Raw genomic sequence first — 20,576 nt, forward strand, 5'->3', positions numbered from 1 at the left:
GTGATCCTCACTCGTCCTCGAAGATGGTGAGCTTGCCGCAATCGCTGTCGGCGACGAAGATCGCCATGATCTGGGCGGGCTCGGTGGCACTCGGATTGCCGACATAAGTGTGCAGCGTGCCCGGCGGCTCGAACCAGCTGCCGCCGGGACCGAACGTGCCCATGGGATTGCTGTCGAGCTGCGAGTTGAGCGTGCCTTTCAGAACATAGGCGGTGACCGAGCCGGCATGGCGATGGCGCGGCACCTCGATGCCGGGCGGGAAATCGACCAATGTCGTGGTGATGGATTTGCCCGGCACATGTGGGAGCTTCTCGCAGGAGATCACCGTCTCGCGCGTGCGGGACGGTGCGCTGCTTTCCTCCACGACATTTGTCATCGCGATGGGGCCGGATGGCCGCAACGCCGCGAAGCCCGCAATGAGAGCGCCACCCGAAACGAGCAACGCCAGCATCGCGAAGGACACAGGATTGGCGCGGCGGCCGATCATTTGGCGGCCTGCGGTGTGGCGCGGAAGCTGATGGCGACCCGGTTGAGGAGATTCATGAGACCGATCGCGAAGGTGAGATCGGCAAGCTCCTTCTCGGTGAAGTGCCCGGCAACCGCCTCAAAATCGGCATCCGGCACGCCGGTCTCGGCGACCCGCGTGACCGTCTCGGCCCAGGCCAAAGCGGCGCGCTCGCGCTCATCGAACAGCTTGCCGCCTTCCCGCCAAGCCTGCAGCAAAGTCAGCTTCTCGATCGGCATACCGCTCTTGATGAGGTCGCGCGCGTGCATGTCGAGACAGTAGGCACAGCCATTGATCTGCGAGACGCGCTGATAGACGAGATCGATGAGATTCTGCGACAGGCCGCTCTTGGCGACATAATTGCGCACATTCCTGATGGCCGCGATGCCATCGGGTGAGGCTTTTGCGTAATCCATGCGAAGGGTCATGGCATCTCTCCTGGTGAGCTGTGATGAGAGTGAAATGAACGCCGGAAGGGCCAATAAGAAGTACCAGGAATGGCAAATACTGCTGTACCATCCCCGCCATGACCGACCCCTTCCCCTTGAGCCTGGATCGCGCCAGCGGCACCTCCCTAACCCGGCAGATCCGCGACGGCATTGCCGCGGCGATCGGCGAAGGCCGGTTGAAGCCCGGGGCTCGCCTGCCCTCCTGGCGCGACCTCGCCGCCCAACTGGGCGTGGCGCGCGGCACGGTCAGGGCCGCCTATAACGGCCTCGTCGATGCTCAGCTCGCGGTGACATCGGGCTCGGCGGGCACTCATGTGGCCGACTATGCGCCGGTGCCGCCGAGACCTCGCGCCGCAGCAGGCGCGGAAGAGACGCGGCTCGCCGGCATGTTCGATCGCTTCTCGACCCGCCCCTTGCCCTTCCAGATGGGCGTGCCAGCGCAGGACGAGTTCCCCTTCAAGCTCTGGTCACGCCTCATGGCGCGCGCCGCGCGCGAGACGGCCATTGTTCCGACGAGCTATCCCGATCCTCGCGGCGAGCCTGAGCTGCGTCAGGAGATCGCCGCCTATCTTGCCATCGCGCGCGGAATATCGGCGGCGCCGGCGCAGATTTTCATCACCAATGGCTTCTCCGGCGCCTTGGGTTTCGTCATCCAGGCGCTGGCGCTCGCGGGAAAGACCGCCTGGATGGAGGAGCCCGGCTATCCGCTCTCACGCAAGGCGCTGGAGCTCAGCCGCATCGACATCGTGCCGGTGCGCACCGATCACGAAGGCCTCGATGTCGCGCAGGGCATCCGCTCGGCACCCGGCGCCCGTCTCGCTTTTGTGACGCCCGGCCAGCAGGCGCCGCTCGGCACGACCTTGTCGCTGGCGCGGCGGCGTGCCTTGCTCGATTGGGCGGCGGGTGCACAAAGCTGGATCATCGAGGACGATTATCTGAGTGAATTGCAGCTCAAGGGTCGCGCCACGCCGGCGCTTGCGGCGGTCGACCAGGCGGGACGCGTCATTCATATCGGCACGTTCAGCAAGACGATCAGCCCGGTGCTGCGCCTGGGCTTCATCGTGGCTCCCGGCGAACTCGTTGCCCATTTCGGCGACGTCGCGGCGGCGCTGTCGCCCGCCCCCGGTCCGCAGATCCAGCGCGCCGTGACCCTGTTCATGCGCGAGGGCCACTATATGCGGCATCTGCGCCGCATGAAGCGGCTCTATGCCAGCCGGCGCGACGCCTTGCGGTCGCGATTGGGCAACTCGGTCGCGAGCGTTGAAGCAATGGCTGGGCTTGGTCTGTTGCTGCGCTTGCCGGAAGGCACGGATGACCGGCAGATCGCCAGGGAAGCGCAGGGTCTTGGCATGGGACCGGCGGCGCTTTCCGCCTGGTACAAGGAGCCCCGCCCCACCGATACCGGCCTCGTGCTCAGCGTGACAAATCTCCCGGACAAGCGGCTTGCGTATTATTGCGCCGAACTCGAGAAGCTGATCCGCAAGGCTGTGGCCTCGCGGGCAAGCTAGTGTGCTGAACGCGAAGTTCCTGATATCAGGCGGTTTCCACCGACAGGAACTTCGCGTTCAAAAGCACACTAGATTCATTAGGTTTTCTAGTGTCCTTCCGAATCCGAAGTTCGCTCGGAAGGTCCCGCTGGCTGTGGCGAACTTCGGATTCGGGACACTAGCCCCATCTCCAGAAATCGACGCCGTCCTTGGCCAGCGCGCGGGCGATCAGCATGCGATGCACTTCGGAAGCGCCATCGATGAGGCGCGCGGCGCGGGCATAGCGATAGATCCAGTCGAGCACCGTGTCCTTGGAATAGCCCTTGGCGCCGAGGAGCTGGATGCCGGTATCGGCCGCCTTGTGCAGCGTGTCGGCGGCGTGGATCTTGGCCATCGAGATCTCGCTCTGCGCCTTGCCGCCCTGGTCGAGCGTCCAGGCCGCCTTCATGGTGAGGAGCCGGCCGACTTCGATATCCTTGGCGACATCGCCCAGCATCATCTGCACCGACTCGCGCTCGGCCAGTTTTGTGCCGAAAGCCTGACGTGTCGCGACATGATCCTGAGCGATCGCCAGACATCGCTTGGCGAGGCCGAGCCAGCGCATGCAATGGGTGAGGCGCGCCGGGCCCAGACGCAATTGCGTCAGCTTCAGACCATCGCCTTCGTCGAGAAGGCGGTTCTCCACCGGGATCTCGAGCCCCTCGAAATCGAGCTCGCATACCCCGCCATGTTCCTGCGGGCCCATGATGTCGATACGCCGGACGATGCGCCAGCCCGGATCATCACCATGATAGAGAAAGGCGGACAGGCCGCGCCGCGCATCCTCCGATGTCCGCGCGATGAGAATGAAATGCCGGGCCAGCGCCGCGCCTGAGATGAACCATTTGCGGCCGCTTATCACGTAACGGTCACCCTTCTTCTCGGCGCGCGTCAGCATCATGCCGCCCGGATCCGAGCCCGAGCCCGGCGCCGGCTCCGTCATGGCGAAGGAAGATCGGACCTTCCCGTCGATGATCGGCTGCAGCCATTTGTCCTTGAGCGCGTCGCTCGGCAGCGCCTTGTTGAGCACGCTCATATTGCCGTCATCGGGGGCGGCGCAATTGAGCGCCGCCGGTCCGAAGATCGAATGATTGGCCTCCTCATAGAGCGCCGCCCAGCCGACGACCGGAAGGCCGAGCCCGCCCCGCGCCTTCGGCATTTGCGGCGCCCACAGCCCTGCGGCCTTCGCCTTGGCCCGGAGCTCATCCAGCCGGTCGAGCCGGATATTCTCGTGCTCGTCATAGACATCGGGGCGGGTTTCGAGCGGCAGGACTTCCGCGCGGATGAAGTCGCGGGTCCGGCGCCTGAGGCTTTCTATGTCGGGGGGAAGCGTGAAATCCATGGTAAATCAACGTGCCATGGATTTGCCACGCATTCTAGAGTATCAAATGGCCACCATGATCAGACACCCCCTCGTCGGCCTGCCCTCCGACACCTATGAGAGCAATCACCTTCTGTTCCATTCGCTCGGCGACAAATATGTGCGCGCCGTCTCCGATGTGGCGCAGTGCCTGCCGGTGATGATCCCGGCCATCGCCGAGGTAATGGATCTCTCGGCCCTGCTCGATCATTTCGACGGCGTTCTCATGACCGGGGCCATCTCCAATGTGCATCCGCCGCATTATGGCGACACGCCGACCGCCGATCACGAGCCCTATGACCATCACCGCGACCAACTCACCTTGAAGCTGATCCGCGCCGTGCTCGACCGCGGCATGCCGCTTTTCTGCGTCTGCCGCGGCTTCCAGGAACTCAATGTGGTCATGGGCGGCACGCTCGAGACCGAGGTGCAGAAGGGTGAAGGCCGGCTCGACCACCGCTCGCGCAAGGTCGAGGACATGGACGAGAAATATGGCCCGGTGCATCCGATCGCCATCACGCCCGGCGGCGTGCTGGAAGGCATGCTCGGCAAGCGTGAGGCCATGGTGAACAGCCTGCACCGCCAGGCGATCGCCAAGCTCGCCCCCGGCCTTACCGTCGAGGCCCGCGCGCCGGACGGCATCATCGAGGCGGTGTCGGTGAAGGGCGCCAAGGCCTTCGCCTTCGGCGCGCAATGGCACCCCGAATACAAGGCCGCCAACAATCCCGACTCGGTGAAGCTCTTCAAGGCCTTCGGCGACGCGGTGCGGCTGCATGCGGCGCGGCGCGTGAACGAGAAGCTGGCACGGGCGAGCTAGCTAGACCTCACTGGCGAAGTCGACCGCCGGACCGAGTTTGAACTCCGAGAAACGGACATTCATTCCACCTTGGATCGGCGAGCAGGCCATCGGGCCGACCGTGACGGTGGTGGCTCCCGGCATGGTGCATAGTCGCAAGGTGCGGAATCCATCGCCCGCTTGATATTGTACGCAGACCGCTTCCCCTTTGCGCGTCAGGCGCAGATGGACGAGATCCGCGACACCGACTTCGCGCGCTATCGCCCAATCGGAAAATCCGGCTTGCGTATGGACGGAGCTCAGCGCCGCGTGGCCGTGAGCGAATTCGACGCCGGCCTTAAGCCAGTGGTGGGGACCGATCCTGAGCATGAGGCCGGCCTGGTCGTACTGAGACCGGTAGTCGGCCGAGAAAATTCCCTCAGCGGTAAAATCGCCCGTCACGTGCCTGTGGTAGAAATGCCCGTTGTCATTGCGCCAGTCATTGAATGTCCGCTGCCAGAAATCCGTCCTGTCGCCGGTGACGAAGGAGATGTCCCCGCCATCCGCCCGCCACTGGGCGGGTTCGTTGAGCCATTGCATGAAAGCTCTCCTACAGAAGTGCCGGCAACTCGGTGAGCGACTTGACGAGCCCCGCGGGCTTGCCGGGAATCCTGTCATTGGGCAGGCTGAAGCGGTCGATCCTGACCACCTGGAAGCCGAACTGCGCCGCCGCCTGCGCATCCCAGGTATTGGCCGAGACAAAGCAGATGGCGGGCGCGTCATGGATGACGAATTTCTGCATAGCCAAACGATAGACGCGCCGGCTCGGCTTGTAGATGCCGACATCCTCGACCGAGAGCACTTGATCGAGGAGCTTGTCGAGACCGGCCGAGCGGACCGCGGCGTCCAGCATCGACGGGCTGCCATTGGACAGAATGGCGGTGCGCATATTGCGGGATTTGAGCGCCGCCAGCGCCTCCTTGGCGTCCGGATAGGCGTCGAGCTTCAGATAGAGCGCCAGAAGCTCGTCCTTGAGCCCCGGCTCGTCGATGTCATGGAAGGCGAGCGCGTAATCGAGAGCGTCGCTGGTGACGTGCCAGAAATCGGCATGGACGCCCATCAGGCTCCTGAGCCAGGAATATTCGAGCTGCTTCTGTCGCCACAATTGCGACAGGGCGTCGGCTTTTTCGCCGATCTCGGCGGCGAGCTTCTGCACCGGCGAATGCACGTCGAACAGCGTGCCATAGGCGTCGAAAACACAAGCCCGGATGCCCTCGAGTTTGGCCATATGACCGCTTCTCTCCCCGCTCTCCAGAGCCTATGCTAGCTACCTTGGAGAGAAACACAATGCCACACGACCATGACCACGACCATGACGAGGGCTCCGAACTTTCTCCCATCGCGCTCCGGGTGAAGGCGCTGGAATCGCTCCTGGTCGAGAAAGGTTATGTGGACCCGCAAGCCCTCGATGTGCTGATCGAGACCTATGAGACCAAGATCGGCCCGCGCAATGGTGCACGCGTCATCGCCAGGGCCTGGAGCGATCCCCAATACAAGGCCTGGCTGCTCAAGGACGCGACGGCGGCCATCGCCTCTCTGGGCTACACCGGCCGCCAGGGCGAGCATATGGTGGCGGTCGAGAACACGCCCGACACGCACAATCTCGTCGTCTGCACCTTGTGCTCCTGCTATCCGTGGTCGGTACTGGGACTACCGCCGGTCTGGTACAAGGCGCCGCCCTATCGCTCGCGCGCCGTCATCGATCCGCGCGGCGTGCTCGCCGAATTCGGGCTGACGCTACCCGCCGACACCGCCATCAGCGTGTGGGATTCGACCGCCGAGATCCGCTACATCGTGCTGCCCATGCGCCCCGAAGGGACCGAGGGCTGGAGCGAGGACAAGCTCAGCGGACTGGTGACGCGCGATTCGATGATCGGTACCGGCCTTGCCTTGTCACCGGGCATCGCATCATGAACGGCCCGCAGGATCTGGGCGGTCAGATGGGCTTTGGCGCGGTGGCGCCCGAGGCGGATGAACCGGTCTTCCATGCGCCCTGGGAGTCCCGCATCCTGGCGCTGACCCTCGCCATGGGCGCCGCGCGGGAGTGGAATATCGACAAATCGCGCCATGCCCGCGAAAGCCTGCCGCCGGCGCAATATCTGGGCTCGAGCTACTATAAGATCTGGACGGACGGCCTCATCGAGCTGATGGTCGCGCAGGGCCTCGTCACCAGAGAGGAAGTCGCGTCCGGCAGGATGAGCACATCGCCCAAGAAAGTGGCGGGCAAGCTCCTCGCCAAGGACGTGCCGGCGGTTCTCGCCAAAGGCGGACCGACCTCGCGCGAAGCTGACGCCGGACCCCGTTTCAAGCCGGGCGATAAAGTTCGCACACGGAACATGCACCCGACAGGGCATACGCGCCTGCCGCGCTATCTGCGCGGCCATGTCGGCGAGATCGTGCGGCTGCATGGCGCCCATGTCTTTCCCGACACGAATGCGCACGGCAAGGGTGAGAACCCGCAAGCTCTCTATACGGTGAAGTTCTCCGCCCGCGAGGTCTGGGGCGAGGCGCGCCATCCGCGCGACACGGTGTCGGCCGACCTGTGGGAGCCCTATCTTGAACCCGCCTGACGAACCGGTCTTCAACGAGCCGTGGGAGGCGCAGGCCTTCGCGATTGCCGTAAGTCTCGAGGCGAAAGGCGCCTTCACCTGGCCCGAATGGGCGCAAGCCCTGGGCCACGAGATCAAGGTGCAAGGGGCGCGCAGCTACTATGAATGCTGGCTCGCCGCGCTGGAAAAGCTCGTCGAGGAGAAGCGCCTGCTGAGTGAAGCCGAACGCCTCGCCCGCATAGATGCCTGGGACCGTGCCGCAAAGGCAACACCGCATGGTCATCCGATCGAACTGAAGCGCGCTTAGCGCAGTGCCCCGAACATCCGGGCACGCTTTCGGGCAACACTGCTCCGGGCTTACCGATATGTAATCCTGATCAGCTTGCCGGCCGGTCTCGCCGAGTCCTAATTCCACTGGAACGGGCGAGCGAACAGATATACGCTCCATAGTAGATCAACTGACGGGCACGGAGACATGAGTTCTGATATCAAGACCACTGTCGACAATACGGTTGCCGAAGTCCTCGAATTCGATGAACAAACCGATTTCTCCGCCCCCGACACACGCGCCCGGGTTCGCCAAGCGCTCGAGAACGGCAATGTGTTGTTTCTCAAAGGCCGCGGCTTTGCTCTGACGGACCGGGAACGGGCCATCATCACCGATCCCAAGATCATTTTTCGCGGCAATGAGCAACGCGCCAAGCGCAACGGCCGTCCGACCCTGACCTTCGATATGGCCGTCGATCGCCTGCTGTTCAACTCCATCCGGATGCCCGAGAAGCGTGAGATCGAGGCGATGCTGCGCCGATACTCCGTGTGGTCGCGCAACCTGCTGGAAACCCTGGTGCCGGACTACGCGCGCGCCTGCGAGCAGAACCGCATCATCTATCGTCCCGCCGAGCGCGCCCAGAGGCAAGGCCTCCATGTCGACACGACCTACCTCTACCCGACGCAAGGACGAAGCAAGCTACGCATTTTCTGCAACATCGACCCCTCGGGCCGGCCGCGCGAGTGGGAACTCGGCGAGCGATTCGAACTTTTCGCGCAGCGCTACCTGCCTTCTATTCGTGTGGAGCGCAGCTGGTTCGAGACGGCCACCGACCGCGCAGCCAGTCTCACCGGTATAGTGACGGGCCAGCGCACCGGCTATGATCACGTGCTTGAGGAAATCCGCAAGCTGGGAAAGAAAGATGACGATTTTCAAAAGAAATCGCCGCGGCGGAATTTCAGTTTCCCCGCCGGCTCGGCATGGGTAGCGCTGACCGACGTCGTTCTGCATGGCGGCGTCAGCGGACAGCATGCCCTCGATCAGGTTTTCTTCCTGCCGCCGGAGGTCATGCATGATCCCTCGCGCTCCGCGCTGAGAATCCTTGAGCGCTTGTCCGGCCACACCCTGGTGTAGCAGATGCTCAAGCTTCCCAACCGCTCGATATATGTGATGCCACGCAATTCACTGCAGACCTCGCGATATTTTCCACGCGAGTGATGCATCGAAGGACTTTGACCGACTGAGGGGGCTGACCGCCGAGATTCTCTGCGGATTTTGACAAACTGGAAGCTGACCATGCTTTCCCACGGCCCACGGCCCCCCGACGGTTCGCCGACCGACGAATCGCAGCGAAGTATTGGATTCTGGAAGGCGGTGTTTCGCAGCGATCTTGGAGAGATCTATCTCGCCAGCTGCAATCCCGCCGTGCGCTCGAGCCTGGCATTCCGCATCGTCGAGGCCGTTGTGGACAGAAGGCACGGTTCGAATTATCGCTCGCGTGTCTTGCATTGTCCGCCGCCGCATTTGTTGTGGATCACGCGGCAACGGGCCGAAACGAGCGCCCGTTTCATTCATCGGGCCTATTGCCGCGCCCTCTGGCGCGAGCGCGGCTATGGGGCCCGCCTCGCTTTATTGGCCTGGTATCTGGCCTGGCCGCCGGTCTTCGCCTTCACGAGCATCTGGTTCACGATCCTCAATGGTCGGGCCATTGCCCGGCGCACCGGCAAATCCATAGCCAGACAAGTGATGGAACAGCTGAACGTGGCCTGGCGGTTCGGCTGCCTTCCTCCTTCCTACTACATGTTCGAGCTTTTCGATGAGCAGAAGCTGGCGCGCGCGGGCGAGTATCTGCATCGCTTCGAGCTCAAAGGCGGCATCTATCGGCTGATGAAATCGCAAGCCGTTCCCAATATCGCCAACAAGAATGAGTTCATCAAGAAATGCAGAGCCAACGGCTTGCAGGTTCCGGATATCCATCTCATCCAAAGGAGCGGGAATCCATTCGAAGATTCGGGACTGCCGCCTTGCGATCTCTTCATCAAGACTCTGCGAGGAAATGGCGGGACCGGCGCGGAAGCGTGGCTATACACACCGGATGATCACTATCAATCGCTCCTCGATGGCGAGCGCGTCGGTCGGAGCGATCTGCTCGAGCGAATCAAGAATCGCGATGAAGAAGTCATCATCCAGACGCGTCTGCTCAATCACGAATCCCTCCGTGATCTGAGCAACGGCGCCCTGTCGACCGTGCGTATCCTTACGCTTCTCGACGAAACAGGCACGTATGAGGCGACCCATGCCGGCTTGCGGATGGCGGTCGGCGCCAACCGGCTTGTCGACAACTCTCATGCCGGCGGCATCATCGCCGCCGTCGAGATGAAATCGGGAAGATTGGGTCCGGCCACCGACATCGGCCTGCGCCCCGAAGTCGGATGGCGCACACATCATCCCGACACCGGAGCGGCTATAGAAGGCCGGGTCCTGCCCTTCTGGCCGGAGACGGTCGCCTTGGCATGCCGTGCGCATGCGACCTTCGCCCCTCGTGTCCTTATCGGGTGGGACATCGCCATCACCTCGGAAGGACCGGTGCTGATCGAGGGGAATGGCGCCCCTGGCATCGATCTCATCCAGCGCGCCTACCGCGAACCGGCCGGCAATTCGCGCCTGGGCGAGCTGATTTGCGTCCACCTCCGCAACGATCCCGCGACGATGGCGCTGATCGACTAGTGTCCCGAATCCGAAGTTCGCGACAGCCAGTGGCACTTTCCGAGCGAACTTCGGATTCGGAAGGACACTAGAAAACCTAATGATTCTAGTGTGCTTTTGAACGCGAAATTCCTGTCGGTGTAAGCCGCCTGATATCAGGAACTTCGCGTTCAGCACACTAGTTCCGCCTCCGCCCGTGATGTACCAGCCAGTCGATATGGCCGCGGGCTACACCGATATCCGCGAGCATGGCGTCATCGGCGCCGCGCAGCCGCTGCGAGGCGCGCCAAGTGTCGAATGCCCCGGCTACGCGCCGGAACACCACCAATGCCTGGTTGAACATGACACGGCACCTCCAAATTCCTCTCCTGATCCCACACCGCGCCAGTTGATCTGTCCAACAAGTAGTTGAAATATAGGCCATGAGGGAAACTCATCGGCGACCATGGACATCGATCTACTGAAGAGCTTCATCGCCATTTGCGAGACCGGCAGCTTCACGCAAGCCGCGCGCCAGGTCGGGCGCACCCAATCGGCGGTGAGCCTGCAGGTCAGACGCCTCGAGGATCTGCTGGGCCGGCCGCTCTTGCTGCGCACCAGCTCGAGCGTCGAGCTCACCGAGCACGGCGAATTGTTTCTCGGCTACGCCAAGGACATCATGGCGTCCTACAATGGGGCGCTCGCCGCTTTCAACCGCGGCTCCGTCGAGGGCGTCGTGGTGCTGGGGCTGTCGGAGGACTATGCGCCACGCATTCTCTCGGACGTGCTCAGGAGCTTCATCGAGCTCTATCCCCTCGCCACCGTCGATCTGGTGCTGGAGGAATCGAAGCTTCTGGTCAAGAAGCTGGCCGAGGGCGCCGTCGACCTTGCTTTTATCACCGAGGGCGAAGGCCCGGTGCGCGGTGGGCCGATCGCCTTCCGCGACCAGATCGTCTGGGTGGCGCCGCGCGACGGCAATCTGCAGGATCGCGATCCGGTGCCGATCGCCATGCGCGGTGAGGACGACAGCTATGCCCGCTTCATGCTCACGTCACTGCAGACCATGAAGCGCAACTATCGCACCGCCGTGATCAGCCGCAGCATGACGGGCCTGCGCGCGGCCGTGACGGGCGGTCTCGCGATCAGCGCCATGGTGCGGAGCAGCGTCACGCCCGACATGCGCGAGCTCACCGCCGCGGAGGGCTTTCCGCCGCTCGCCCAGTTCAACATCAGGCTCGAGCGCGCGCATCTGAAGAAGAGCGCCATCATCGATCGCCTCGAAACCCATCTGATGACGCGCTTCTCCGCGGAACGCTGAGAGCAAATCCCGCCAAAGTTGAAGACTTTGGCGACAAGGATTTGCTCGAAGATATTGATTTGGCGCGAATCCTTATCGGCGAAGCGAGTCCACTTCGCCGGGATGCGCGCTAGCCAAGCTTCGAGAAAATCGGGAAGGTCTCCAGCAGCCAATAGGCAAAGGCCTGATGGAGGCCGGTGAGGAAGGCGATGCCGGCGAGGATCAGCAGCACGCCCATCGCCTTCTCGACCATGTTCAGATGTTTGGCGAAGCGTTTGAGGAAGGTGAGGAAGCGGCCGACCGCCAGCGCCGCGAGAAGGAAGGGCACGCCGAGGCCCGCGGAGTAAACGGCGAGCAGGAAGGCGCCCTGCCTGACGCTGTCCTCGCTCGCCGCGACCGCGAGAATGGTGGCGAGCACCGGCCCGATGCAGGGCGTCCAACCGAAGGCGAAGGCCAATCCCACCGCATAGGCACCGAAGAGGCCGGCAGGCCGCGTCTCCTGCTGATAGCGCTTCTCCCGGTTGATGAAGGCAAAACGGAAAACGCCGAGGAAATGCAGGCCCATCAGAATGATGACGATGCCGGCGAGCTGGGAGAGGAGCGGCAGATGCTCGCGCAGATACTGCCCGGCGACGGAAGCCGTGGCGCCCAGGAGCACGAAGACGGTCGAGAAGCCGAGGACGAAAGCGAGCGAGGCGAGCATCGTGCGCTTGCGCGAAATCGCCTGGTTCTCGGTCAGATCGTCGAGCGAGGCGCCGGTGATGAAACACAGATAGGGCGGCACCAGCGGCAGGACACAGGGACTGAGAAAGCTCAGCAGCCCGCCGAAGAACGCCGTCAGAATGGAAAACACGTCAGAAAGCCTCGCACCTACTGCCCCTCCGGTCGCGGGGGCGCCGCAACTTGGCCGGTCAGGAGGAAAGGCACAACTCACGAAAGGCCGCAGGCCATCAACAAGCTGTCACTTGACAGATCGATTTCTATGTTATGTTATAATATAACATCGAGGAGGAAATGAATGCCCGCGACCGCCCGTTTTGCCCTGGCCTGTCTGTTTGCCACAGGTCTGAGCACCGCCAGCCTTGCCGCCCCGCAGGTTGTGGCGACGATCAAGCCCATCCATTCCATCGCCGCCAATGTCATGAAGGGCGTGGCCGATCCGCAATTGCTGCTCGACGCCGCGGTATCCGAGCACACCGCGCAGCTCACTCCCTCCCAGGTCCAGGCGATGCAGGATGCCGATCTGATCGTGGCGGTGGGCGAGAATCTCGAGGCATTCCTGCACAAGGCGCTGGAAAACCCGGACATCGGCCGGAAGAAGGTCTTCGAGGCAGCCGAAGCGCCGGGCGTCAAGACTTTGCCTGCCCGCGATGGCGGCCTGTGGGAGCCTCATTCGCATGAGGGCGAGGCGGAAGATACGCATGAAGCGGAAGGCCACGACCACGATCATGGCGGCAATGATCCGCATATCTGGATGGACCCCGAAAATGCCAAGGCGATCGCCCAAGCGCTCGCCAATACCTTGAGCGACCTCGATAGCGCCAATGCCGCGCAATATCGCGAGAACGCCGCAAAATTCGCAGCCAGCCTCGATAGGCTCTCGGCCGAGATCAAGACCGAGATCGCGCCGTTGCGCGACCGGCGCTACATCGTCTTCCACGACGCCTATCAGTATTTCGAGGCGCGCTTCGGCATGAACCCGGCCGGCAGCATCACCGTCAATCCGGAGGCGACGCCGGGTGCCAGGCGCCTGAAGGAGATCCATGATCGCATTGCCGAGACCAAAGCGCTCTGCGTCTTCGCCGAGCCGCAATTCGAGCCGAAATACGTGGAGACCGTCATCGAAGGCACCCGCGCGAAGAGCGCCGTGCTCGACGGCCTTGGCGCCGCCGAAGCAAAGGGGCCCGACGCCTACGCCGGCATGATGCGACGTTTCGTCAAATCGCTCGTCGGTTGTCTGGGCAGCCAATAACGCAAGCGTAACTTCACTTTTCCGCCGCATTCTCGCATCATCCCTGGCCTTTGGTTGATTTGGGGGAATGATCCGGAATGCGGCGCGCGATCCTTGTCGGAGCGGCAATGACGGCCATGGTCTTGGGCACGGCAGCGCCCGCTTTCGCCCATCCGCATGTCTGGATCGCCATGCGTTCCGATGTCGTCTTCAACGACAAGGGTGAGGTGAGCGGCATCGCGGTGGAATGGACCTTCGACGACGGCTATGCGCAAGTGGCCCTCGACGGCCTCGACACCAATGGCGACGGCGTCTACAGCCAGTCTGAGCTCGAGCCTTTGACGCGCGAGAATCTGAGCTCGCTGAAGGACTATAATTATTTCATAGTGCCGCGCGTCAATGGTCAGATCGTGCCCATGGCCGATCCCGTCGATCCCGGCCAGATCTTCAGCAACGGCAAGCTCGAACTGCACTTCACCGTGCCGCTCGCCACACCGGTCGACCCGCACAAGGTGGAATTCCAGTACAAGGTCTATGATCCGGAATTCTACATCGCCCTGGACTATGTCGAGCAGGACCCGGTCGGCGTCATCGGCACGCTGCCCAATGACTGCAGGCTCAAGGTCGAACCCGTTGTCTCCGACCAGCAGCTCAACCAGACTCGCGAGATGCTCTCCACCAAGGGCACCGACTGGAAGCCGCCTGATGATGAGGATTTCGGCGGCATGTTCGCGCAACCGGCTCTGATCATCTGCAACCAATGACCTTGATAGCCCGGCTACTGGCACTTCTCCTGCTGGCCTCGATCGCAGGCGCCATGGTTCTCCCGGGCCCGCTCCAGGCGCAGGAACAAACCAATGAGGCGGCGCCCAAGATCGACAAGCGCAAGCTCCTCGTCCAGCCGCGCAACGCCGACGGCACGATCGACATGCCCTCCTTCTGGAGCGACCCCGCTTTGTGGATCGTCGAGAAGCAGCGGGGCTTCTATGGCGCCATGTCGCAGTCGCTCCGCCAGATGAAGGCGCAGTCCTCGCTTCTTCCAGCCTATACGCTGATGCTTCTGAGCTTCGGCTATGGCATCTTCCATGCCGCGGGGCCTGGACACGGCAAGGCGGTGATCTCCGCCTGGCTGCTCGCCACCGAGAATGAGCTTCGCCGCGGCATCCTGATCGCCTTCCTGAGTGCCCTCATCCAGGCCCTGACCGCGATCGCCATCATCACCGCGCTGTTGCTGCTGGTCACGGCGGTGGGCACGACCGCGCGCGATGTCGCGGGCTTCCTCGAAAGTGCGAGCTACGGCCTGATTGCGCTGATGGGCGCCTATCTGATCTGGTCCGCCTTCCGGCCGCATGTTCATGCGCACGCGCCCGAACCCGCACATACCGGCGCCCACAATCATCACCACCATCATGATCACCACCACGGCCACGATCATCATCATGAGCACGACGAGGCCTGCGGCTGCGGCCACGCTCATGTACCGCAGGCGAGCGAGGTCAAGGGCGACTGGTCATGGGCCAAGGCCTGGTCGCTTTCTTTCGCGGTCGGTATCCGGCCCTGCACCGGATCGCTGCTGGTGCTGATCTCCGCCAATGTGCTGGGCCTCTACTGGGCGGGCGTGACATCGACCTTCGTGATGGCACTCGGCACCGCGATCACCGTCTCTGTGATCGCCGCCATTGCGGTCTATTCGAAAAAGCTGGCGCTGCGCCTCGCCCGGAAGGATTCCGCCTGGCTCGAGCGCGCCGCCTTTGGCCTTCGGACGATCGGCGGCCTGGTGATCATGGGGCTCGGCGGCCTGCTTTTCTGGGGCTCGCTCTTCTCCACCAATGTGATGATGTAGGGACCATGCTCAACCGGCGCCGTATTCTCACCCTCATGGCCATGGCCGCTGCCGCGCCCAAGGCAGTGGCCCATTCCTTCAAGATCGGCGAGATCGCCATCGGCCATGTCTGGGGGCTGCCGTCGGATATGCGCGAGACCCAGGTCTTCGTGCCCCTGTCCAACCGCGGCCAGACCAAGGATGAGCTCGTCGCGGCCCGCTCGCCCATCTGCTCGATGATCGAATTGCGCCAGAACAACCGCTATGACGACCCGCCCCTGACCTCGATCGCGGTCGAGCCTGCAAAGCCCGTCGCCATGCGCAAAGGCGCGCGGCATCTGCGCCTCATCGGCCTCTCAAGGCCGCTCAAGTCCGGCGACAAATTCGACATGACGCTCGATTTTCTGAATGCCGGCGAGATCACCGTCGAGGTGATCGTCGAAGACGGCTCGGGGCATTAGAGCGCCGGACGGTCTCGTAGGATCGGTCCGGCGCTCAAACTCTTTGATTTTGCGCATCGGCTTTTCCGAGAACCGCACGCGCTTCTCGGGCCGATGCTCTAGCCCACGATGAGAGCGCCCGCTTTCTACATTCCGTGCGGGGCCTTTAAATCAGACCATCTTTAGACTATATTCTGGTCAAAAGGATGGTCCCGCACATGAAGCTCTCCGCTCGTGTCAAACCTATCAGCTATCTGAAAGCACATGCCCCTGAGGTAATTCGAGGGTTGGCCGAGGGCGAGACTCCGGTCATCATCACACTGCACGGTGAAGCGAAGGCGGTGCTCCAGGATGTGGCGCACTATGAAGAGACACAGGAGACCATGGCGCTCCTGAAGGCGCTAGCCCTCACGAACAAGGAAGTGGAGAACGGCAAGCTGCGGCCCGCTTCCGAAGCCTTCGAGCGAATCCGCAACCGCATCAAAGACTGAGCCCGATGCGCTATCGCGTACTGCTGGCGGAAAGCGCCGAACGCGACATCGAGGACATCTATCGCTACATCGCGCGGCACGATTCGCCTGAAAGCGCAGATCGAATCCTTGACGCACTGGACGACGCTTGCCGCCGGCTCAACGACATGCCCCAAAGAGGCAACATCCCGAAGGAACTGGCGGCAGTCGGCATTACCGACTACCGGGAGGCTCATTACAAGCCATATCGTATCATCTATCGAATCATCGGCGCAGACATCGTGGTCTATTGCGTCGTTGATGGCCGCCGCGATATGCAGAGCTTCCTCGAGCGCCGCCTGTTGCGGTGATCGCTTTCTGATGAATCCTGCTGGCCGACCCAGCAGGATGCCGATGACAATCGGATGGCGAGACCTTACAGATCGCCCGTCACGCACTTCTTCGCGAGCGCCTTGTATTGCTTCTCGCTGAACGGGATCGGATTGCCGCCGGCGGAGGGATCCTTGATCGCCATCTTCGCCACCTCGTCGAGGCGCTTAGTGTCGATGCCGATATCCGCGAGCTTATGCGGGAGTCCGACTTCCTTGCGCAGCGCCAGGATCCATTTGAGGAAGCCGTCGAAGCCGCCCTTGATGCCGAGATAGGCGGCGGCGCGCTCGATGTCCTTCTCGATCTTCTTGCGATTGGCCTTCAGCACATAGGGCATGACGATGCCGTTGAGGAGGCCATGATGGGCGTCATAAAGGCCGCCGAAGGGATGCGACAGCGCATGGATGGCGCCGAGGCCCCGCTGGAAGGCGGTGGCGCCCATCGAGGAGGCGATCAGCATGTTGCCGCGCGCGTCGATGTCGTTGCCCTTCTTCACCGCCTTGGCGAGATTCTCCTTGATGAGCAGCATGCCCTCGAGTGCCACACCCTTGGCAAGCGGGTGATAGAACGGCGCGCAATAGGCTTCGAGGCAATGGGCAAGCGCGTCCATGCCGGTCGCCGCGGTGAGCTTGGGCGGCAGGCCGACCGAAAGCTCGGGATCGAGCAGCGCCACTTTCGGCATGATCGCCGGATGGAAGATGATCTTCTTCTCATGGGTCTCGGGATGCGTGACGACACCGGCGCGGCCCACTTCCGAGCCCGTGCCCGCGGTGGTCGGCACCGCGATGATCGGCGAAACCTTGCTGGCATCGGCCCTGGTCCACCAGTCGCCGATATCCTCGAGATCGAAGACCGAGATCTTCTGGCCGTGCATCAGCGCGATGAGCTTGCCGATATCGAGACCGGAGCCGCCGCCGAAGGCGATGACGCCGTCATGCTTGCCGGACCGGTAGGCCTTGACCCCCGCTTGCAGATTGGCTTCCACCGGATTGGGCCGCACGTCCGCGAACAAGGCGACGCCCAGGCCGGCCTTCTTGAGGTCATCGAGAATGGTCGCCACCATCGGCATCTTGGCGAGGCCCGGATCGGTGACGAAGAGCGGCCGCTTCATGCCATTGGCCTGGCACAGCTCCGCCAGTTCCTTGATGCGCCCGGCGCCGAATTTGATCGCGGTGGGGAAGTTGATATTGCGGTTTGGAATGGTCATGGAATGTCAGCTCGTCTTGGTTCTGAGGTGATAGCTCTTGGGCCGCGTCAGTGCTTCATAGCCGACCACGGAAAGTGTGGCGCCCCGGCCCGTATCCTTGACGCCGGTCCAGGTCAATGCCGGGTCGAGATAGTCACAGCGGTTCATGAACACCGTGCCGGTGGCGATCTCGTTGCCGATGCGCTCGGCGGCGTCGGCGTCCTCCGTCCATACCGCGGCGGTGAGGCCGTAGGGTGAATCGTTCATCAGCCCGATGGCCTCCTCGTCATCGCTCACCTTCATGATGCCGACGACGGGCCCGAAGCTCTCCTCCATCATCACCGACATCTGGTGATTGACCGAGGTGAGAACCTGCGGGGCCATGTAAGCCGAACCCTTGCGATCGCGCGCGAAGCTCTTGGGATCGATATGGGCCTTGGCGCCGGAGCGGACAGCCGAGGCGATCTGCTTGCGCACGAAATCGGCGGCCTCCAGCTTGACCAGGGGCCCAAGCGTCGTCGCCTCGTCGAGCGGCGAGCCCAGAACATATTTCCGGGTCAGGTCGACGAAGCCGTCGATAAAATCGCCCCACACTTTCTTGTGCACATAAATGCGCTCGATGCCGCAGCAGCTCTGCCCCGAATTGAAGAAGGCGCCGTCGACCAGGTTCTCGATCGCATGCGCCATGTTGGCATCGGGGCGCACATAGGCCGGGTCCTTGCCGCCGAGTTCGAGCCCGACATTGATGAAGTGCCCGGCCGCCGCCTTCTCCATCGCCTTGCCGCCGGCAACCGAGCCGGTGAAACAGACCATGTTGGCATGACCGCCCGAGATGATCTGGGCCGTCTGGTCGTGCGACAGCACCAGATTCTGGAAGACGTTCTTAGGCAGGCCTGCCGCCTTGAAGGCCTTGGCGAAGCGCTCGCCCACCATGATCGTCTGCGCCGCATGCTTGAGCACGACGGCGTTGCCGGCCATCAGCGCCGGAATGATTGAATTGACGGCAGTGAGATAGGGATAATTCCACGGCGCTATGGTGAAGACGACACCCAAGGGCTCACGCTTGATATGGCGCAGGAAGCCTTCCTTGGGCTCGGGGCGGATGTCGGAAAGCGAGCGCTCGGCGATCGCGATCATGTAACGCGCGCGCTCCTCGAAACCGCGAAGCTCGCCGGCGCCATAGCGTATCGGGCGTCCCATCTGCCAGGCGAGTTCCGGCACGATGGCATCCTTCATGGTGAGCATCGCGTCCACGGCGGCCGAGCAATATTTCGCCCGCTCAGCCAGCGGCAGTCGCTTCCACTTCTCCTGCGCCGCATGGGCCGCCGTGAAGGCCGCCTCGATTTCCTTCTTCTTCGCCACCGAGCGCTCGGCATAGACCGAGCCGTCAACCGGCGACACACATCTTATCTTCTCAGCCACTCTTCTATCCTCTCAATATTGCTCGAAGCCGCGCTTCAGTTCCCAGTCGGTGATGCGCCGGTCATACTCGAACTGCTCCCATTTGGCAGTATGCACATAGTGATCGATCACGTCGTCGCCGAAGGCCCCACGCAGAAGCTTGGACTTGTCGAGAAGCTCGGTCGCCTCGCGCAATGTCTTGGGGATCTCACGCAGTTTCTTCGAGGTGTCGTAGGCATCTCCCGCAAAAGCCGGCTCGAGCGCCATCTTCTTCTCGATCCCGTCGAGGCCGGCGGCGAGCAGTGCCGCGAAAGCGAGATAGGGGTTGAGATCGGCACCACCGACCCGGCATTCGACGCGGATCGCCTTGGTGTCGGCGCCGCACAGACGGTAGCCGGCGGTGCGGTTGTCGAAGCTCCAGATCGCCCGTGTCGGCGCGAAAGTCCCGGCCATGAAGCGCTTATAGGAGTTGATATAGGGCGCCAGGAAATAGGTGATCTCGCCGGCATGGGCGAGTTGGCCTGCCAGATAGTGCTTCATCATGGCCGACATGCCGTGATCGCCCTTGGCATCATGGAACATCGAGCTCTTGCCGTCGGCCGACCACAGGCTCTGATGGATGTGGGAGGAGTTGCCGGCGAGCCCGTAATTCCATTTGGCCATGAAGCTGATGGCCTTGCCGAGCCCCCAGGCGATCTCCTTGCAGCCATTTTTCATGATCACATGCCGGTCGGCCATGTCGAGGGCCTCGGCATATTTGACATTGATCTCTTCCTGGCCCGGGCCCCATTCACCCTTCGAGTTTTCGACCGGAATGCCGGCACCAGCGAGACCATTGCGGATGGCGCGCATCACGCCTTCTTCCTTGGTCGTCTGCAGGATGTGATAGTCCTCGATATAATAGCCCGCCGTCTTGAGATTGGCGTAAGCCTTGTCATGGGCGCTCTGATAGGACTCGTCGAACAGGAAGAATTCGAGCTCCGAGGCCATATAGGCCTTCATCTTCATCTTGCTGAGACGTTCGAGCTGCTTCTTGAGGATATTGCGCGGCGCATGCGGCAAGGGCGAATGGTCGTGATGATCGAGCACGTCGCAGATCACCAGCGCCGTCTTGTCGAGCCAGGGCGTCACCCGCATGGTTGCCAGGTCCGGCTTGATGACGAAATCGCCATAACCCTTCTGCCAGCTCGCCACCTTGTAGCCGGGCACCGGTTCCATATCGATGTCGTCGGCGAGGAGATAATTGCAGCCATGCGTCTCCTCATAGGCACCGTCGACGAAGAACTGCGCGTGGAAGCGCTTGCCGATCAGGCGGCCTTGCATGTCGGGAAACGCCGCGACGACCGTATCGATTGTGCCAGCCGCAACTTCCTTTTTGAGCTGGGCCAGCGTCAGCATGCCTTGAACCATTTTTCTCTCTTTCTCATACAAAATGAAAAAGCGGCGCGGGAGTTTCCCGCGCC

Annotated in this window: 24 protein-coding genes; 14 read left to right on the forward strand and 10 right to left on the reverse strand. The window is 62.5% G+C overall.

Annotated features, from left to right (window positions below; genetic code table 11):
* Window positions 1-7: 7 nt before the first annotated feature.
* Both G5V57_RS04090 and G5V57_RS04095 read right to left on the reverse strand, forming a co-directional pair.
* Window positions 8-487 carry a cupin domain-containing protein gene (locus G5V57_RS04090; RefSeq protein WP_165166320.1) on the reverse strand — a complete coding sequence of 160 codons (480 nt, stop codon included), beginning with the start codon at window positions 485-487 and terminating at the stop codon, window positions 8-10.
* Window positions 484-933: a carboxymuconolactone decarboxylase family protein gene (locus tag G5V57_RS04095; protein ID WP_165166321.1), complete on the reverse strand. Its 450-nt coding sequence runs from the start codon at window positions 931-933 to the stop codon at window positions 484-486. Before G5V57_RS04095 ends, G5V57_RS04090 begins: the two co-directional genes overlap by 4 nt.
* 98 nt (window positions 934-1,031) lie before the next feature.
* Here G5V57_RS04095 and G5V57_RS04100 point away from each other — a divergent pair, with 98 nt between their 5' ends.
* A complete protein-coding gene (locus tag G5V57_RS04100; protein WP_165166322.1) occupies window positions 1,032-2,462 on the forward strand; it encodes a PLP-dependent aminotransferase family protein in 1,431 nt (476 codons plus the stop codon).
* Between the two features lie 157 nt (window positions 2,463-2,619).
* On the opposite strand, the gene G5V57_RS04105 is transcribed toward G5V57_RS04100, so the two are convergent.
* Window positions 2,620-3,822: an acyl-CoA dehydrogenase family protein gene (locus G5V57_RS04105; RefSeq protein ID WP_165166323.1), complete on the reverse strand. Its 1,203-nt coding sequence runs from the start codon at window positions 3,820-3,822 to the stop codon at window positions 2,620-2,622.
* Window positions 3,823-3,868: 46 nt separating this feature from the next.
* Between G5V57_RS04105 and G5V57_RS04110 the strand changes: the two genes are divergently transcribed.
* Window positions 3,869-4,657 (forward strand): gamma-glutamyl-gamma-aminobutyrate hydrolase family protein, encoded by a 789-nt coding sequence (locus tag G5V57_RS04110; protein WP_246737518.1) that lies wholly within the window; start codon window positions 3,869-3,871, stop codon window positions 4,655-4,657.
* Here G5V57_RS04110 and G5V57_RS04115 read toward each other — a convergent pair whose 3' ends face one another.
* Complete coding sequence (locus G5V57_RS04115; protein ID WP_165166324.1) at window positions 4,658-5,215, reverse strand: DUF1349 domain-containing protein; 558 nt, start codon at window positions 5,213-5,215, stop codon at window positions 4,658-4,660. It lies immediately after the preceding gene.
* Window positions 5,216-5,225: 10 nt separating this feature from the next.
* Window positions 5,226-5,903, reverse strand: a complete 678-nt coding sequence (locus tag G5V57_RS04120; RefSeq protein WP_165166325.1) for a haloacid dehalogenase type II — start codon at window positions 5,901-5,903, stop codon at window positions 5,226-5,228.
* A gap of 59 nt (window positions 5,904-5,962) precedes the next feature.
* On the opposite strand from G5V57_RS04120, the gene nthA reads away from it, so the two are divergent.
* The 5 genes from nthA to G5V57_RS04145 all read left to right on the forward strand — a co-directional run bounded on the left by nthA (window position 5,963) and on the right by G5V57_RS04145 (window position 10,219).
* Entirely contained in the window at window positions 5,963-6,589 is a 627-nt protein-coding gene (gene nthA, locus G5V57_RS04125) for a nitrile hydratase subunit alpha (RefSeq protein WP_206530193.1), read from the forward strand.
* On the forward strand, window positions 6,586-7,245 hold the full coding sequence (nthB, locus tag G5V57_RS04130; protein WP_165166327.1) for a nitrile hydratase subunit beta: 660 nt from the start codon (window positions 6,586-6,588) through the stop codon (window positions 7,243-7,245). Before nthA ends, nthB begins: the two co-directional genes overlap by 4 nt.
* On the forward strand, window positions 7,232-7,531 hold the full coding sequence (locus G5V57_RS04135; RefSeq protein ID WP_246737519.1) for a nitrile hydratase accessory protein: 300 nt from the start codon (window positions 7,232-7,234) through the stop codon (window positions 7,529-7,531). The genes nthB and G5V57_RS04135 overlap by 14 nt, the downstream gene beginning before the upstream one ends.
* 168 nt (window positions 7,532-7,699) lie before the next feature.
* Window positions 7,700-8,626 (forward strand): Kdo hydroxylase family protein, encoded by a 927-nt coding sequence (locus G5V57_RS04140; protein ID WP_165166328.1) that lies wholly within the window; start codon window positions 7,700-7,702, stop codon window positions 8,624-8,626.
* Window positions 8,627-8,788: 162 nt separating this feature from the next.
* Complete coding sequence (locus G5V57_RS04145) at window positions 8,789-10,219, forward strand: sugar-transfer associated ATP-grasp domain-containing protein (RefSeq protein WP_165166329.1); 1,431 nt, start codon at window positions 8,789-8,791, stop codon at window positions 10,217-10,219.
* 157 nt (window positions 10,220-10,376) lie between these two features.
* Here G5V57_RS04145 and G5V57_RS04150 read toward each other — a convergent pair whose 3' ends face one another.
* A complete protein-coding gene (locus G5V57_RS04150) occupies window positions 10,377-10,541 on the reverse strand; it encodes a hypothetical protein (RefSeq protein WP_165166330.1) in 165 nt (54 codons plus the stop codon).
* A gap of 102 nt (window positions 10,542-10,643) precedes the next feature.
* Between G5V57_RS04150 and G5V57_RS04155 the strand changes: the two genes are divergently transcribed.
* Window positions 10,644-11,495, forward strand: a complete 852-nt coding sequence (locus G5V57_RS04155) for a LysR family transcriptional regulator (protein ID WP_165166331.1) — start codon at window positions 10,644-10,646, stop codon at window positions 11,493-11,495.
* A gap of 109 nt (window positions 11,496-11,604) precedes the next feature.
* Here the strand turns inward: G5V57_RS04155 and G5V57_RS04160 are convergent, their stop codons facing one another.
* Entirely contained in the window at window positions 11,605-12,327 is a 723-nt protein-coding gene (locus tag G5V57_RS04160) for a cytochrome c biogenesis CcdA family protein (RefSeq protein WP_206530194.1), read from the reverse strand.
* 165 nt (window positions 12,328-12,492) lie between these two features.
* Here G5V57_RS04160 and G5V57_RS04165 point away from each other — a divergent pair, with 165 nt between their 5' ends.
* The 6 genes from G5V57_RS04165 to G5V57_RS04190 all read left to right on the forward strand — a co-directional run bounded on the left by G5V57_RS04165 (window position 12,493) and on the right by G5V57_RS04190 (window position 16,507).
* Complete coding sequence (locus G5V57_RS04165; RefSeq protein WP_165166333.1) at window positions 12,493-13,446, forward strand: zinc ABC transporter substrate-binding protein; 954 nt, start codon at window positions 12,493-12,495, stop codon at window positions 13,444-13,446.
* A gap of 107 nt (window positions 13,447-13,553) precedes the next feature.
* A complete protein-coding gene (locus G5V57_RS04170) occupies window positions 13,554-14,189 on the forward strand; it encodes a DUF1007 family protein (RefSeq protein WP_165166334.1) in 636 nt (211 codons plus the stop codon).
* Complete coding sequence (locus G5V57_RS04175) at window positions 14,186-15,268, forward strand: nickel/cobalt transporter (protein ID WP_165166335.1); 1,083 nt, start codon at window positions 14,186-14,188, stop codon at window positions 15,266-15,268. Before G5V57_RS04170 ends, G5V57_RS04175 begins: the two co-directional genes overlap by 4 nt.
* A 5-nt stretch (window positions 15,269-15,273) precedes the next feature.
* A complete protein-coding gene (locus G5V57_RS04180; RefSeq protein WP_165166336.1) occupies window positions 15,274-15,708 on the forward strand; it encodes a copper chaperone PCu(A)C in 435 nt (144 codons plus the stop codon).
* Between the two features lie 197 nt (window positions 15,709-15,905).
* A complete protein-coding gene (locus tag G5V57_RS04185; RefSeq protein WP_165166337.1) occupies window positions 15,906-16,178 on the forward strand; it encodes a type II toxin-antitoxin system Phd/YefM family antitoxin in 273 nt (90 codons plus the stop codon).
* 5 nt (window positions 16,179-16,183) lie between these two features.
* Window positions 16,184-16,507, forward strand: a complete 324-nt coding sequence (locus G5V57_RS04190) for a type II toxin-antitoxin system RelE/ParE family toxin (protein WP_165166338.1) — start codon at window positions 16,184-16,186, stop codon at window positions 16,505-16,507.
* 65 nt (window positions 16,508-16,572) lie between these two features.
* On the opposite strand, the gene G5V57_RS04195 is transcribed toward G5V57_RS04190, so the two are convergent.
* Genes G5V57_RS04195 through G5V57_RS04205 form a run of 3 tightly spaced genes read right to left on the reverse strand, consistent with a single transcriptional unit; the run spans window position 16,573 to window position 20,523 of the window.
* Complete coding sequence (locus G5V57_RS04195) at window positions 16,573-17,733, reverse strand: iron-containing alcohol dehydrogenase (RefSeq protein WP_165166339.1); 1,161 nt, start codon at window positions 17,731-17,733, stop codon at window positions 16,573-16,575.
* A 6-nt stretch (window positions 17,734-17,739) separates the two neighbouring features.
* Window positions 17,740-19,134, reverse strand: a complete 1,395-nt coding sequence (locus G5V57_RS04200; protein ID WP_165166340.1) for an aldehyde dehydrogenase family protein — start codon at window positions 19,132-19,134, stop codon at window positions 17,740-17,742.
* A 12-nt stretch (window positions 19,135-19,146) separates the two neighbouring features.
* Window positions 19,147-20,523, reverse strand: coding sequence for a glutamine synthetase family protein (locus G5V57_RS04205; RefSeq protein ID WP_246737520.1), 1,377 nt, complete (start codon window positions 20,521-20,523; stop codon window positions 19,147-19,149).
* Window positions 20,524-20,576 lie beyond the last annotated feature (53 nt).

Source organism: Nordella sp. HKS 07 (assembly GCF_011046735.1).
Classification (GTDB): Bacteria; Pseudomonadota; Alphaproteobacteria; order Rhizobiales; family Aestuariivirgaceae; genus Taklimakanibacter.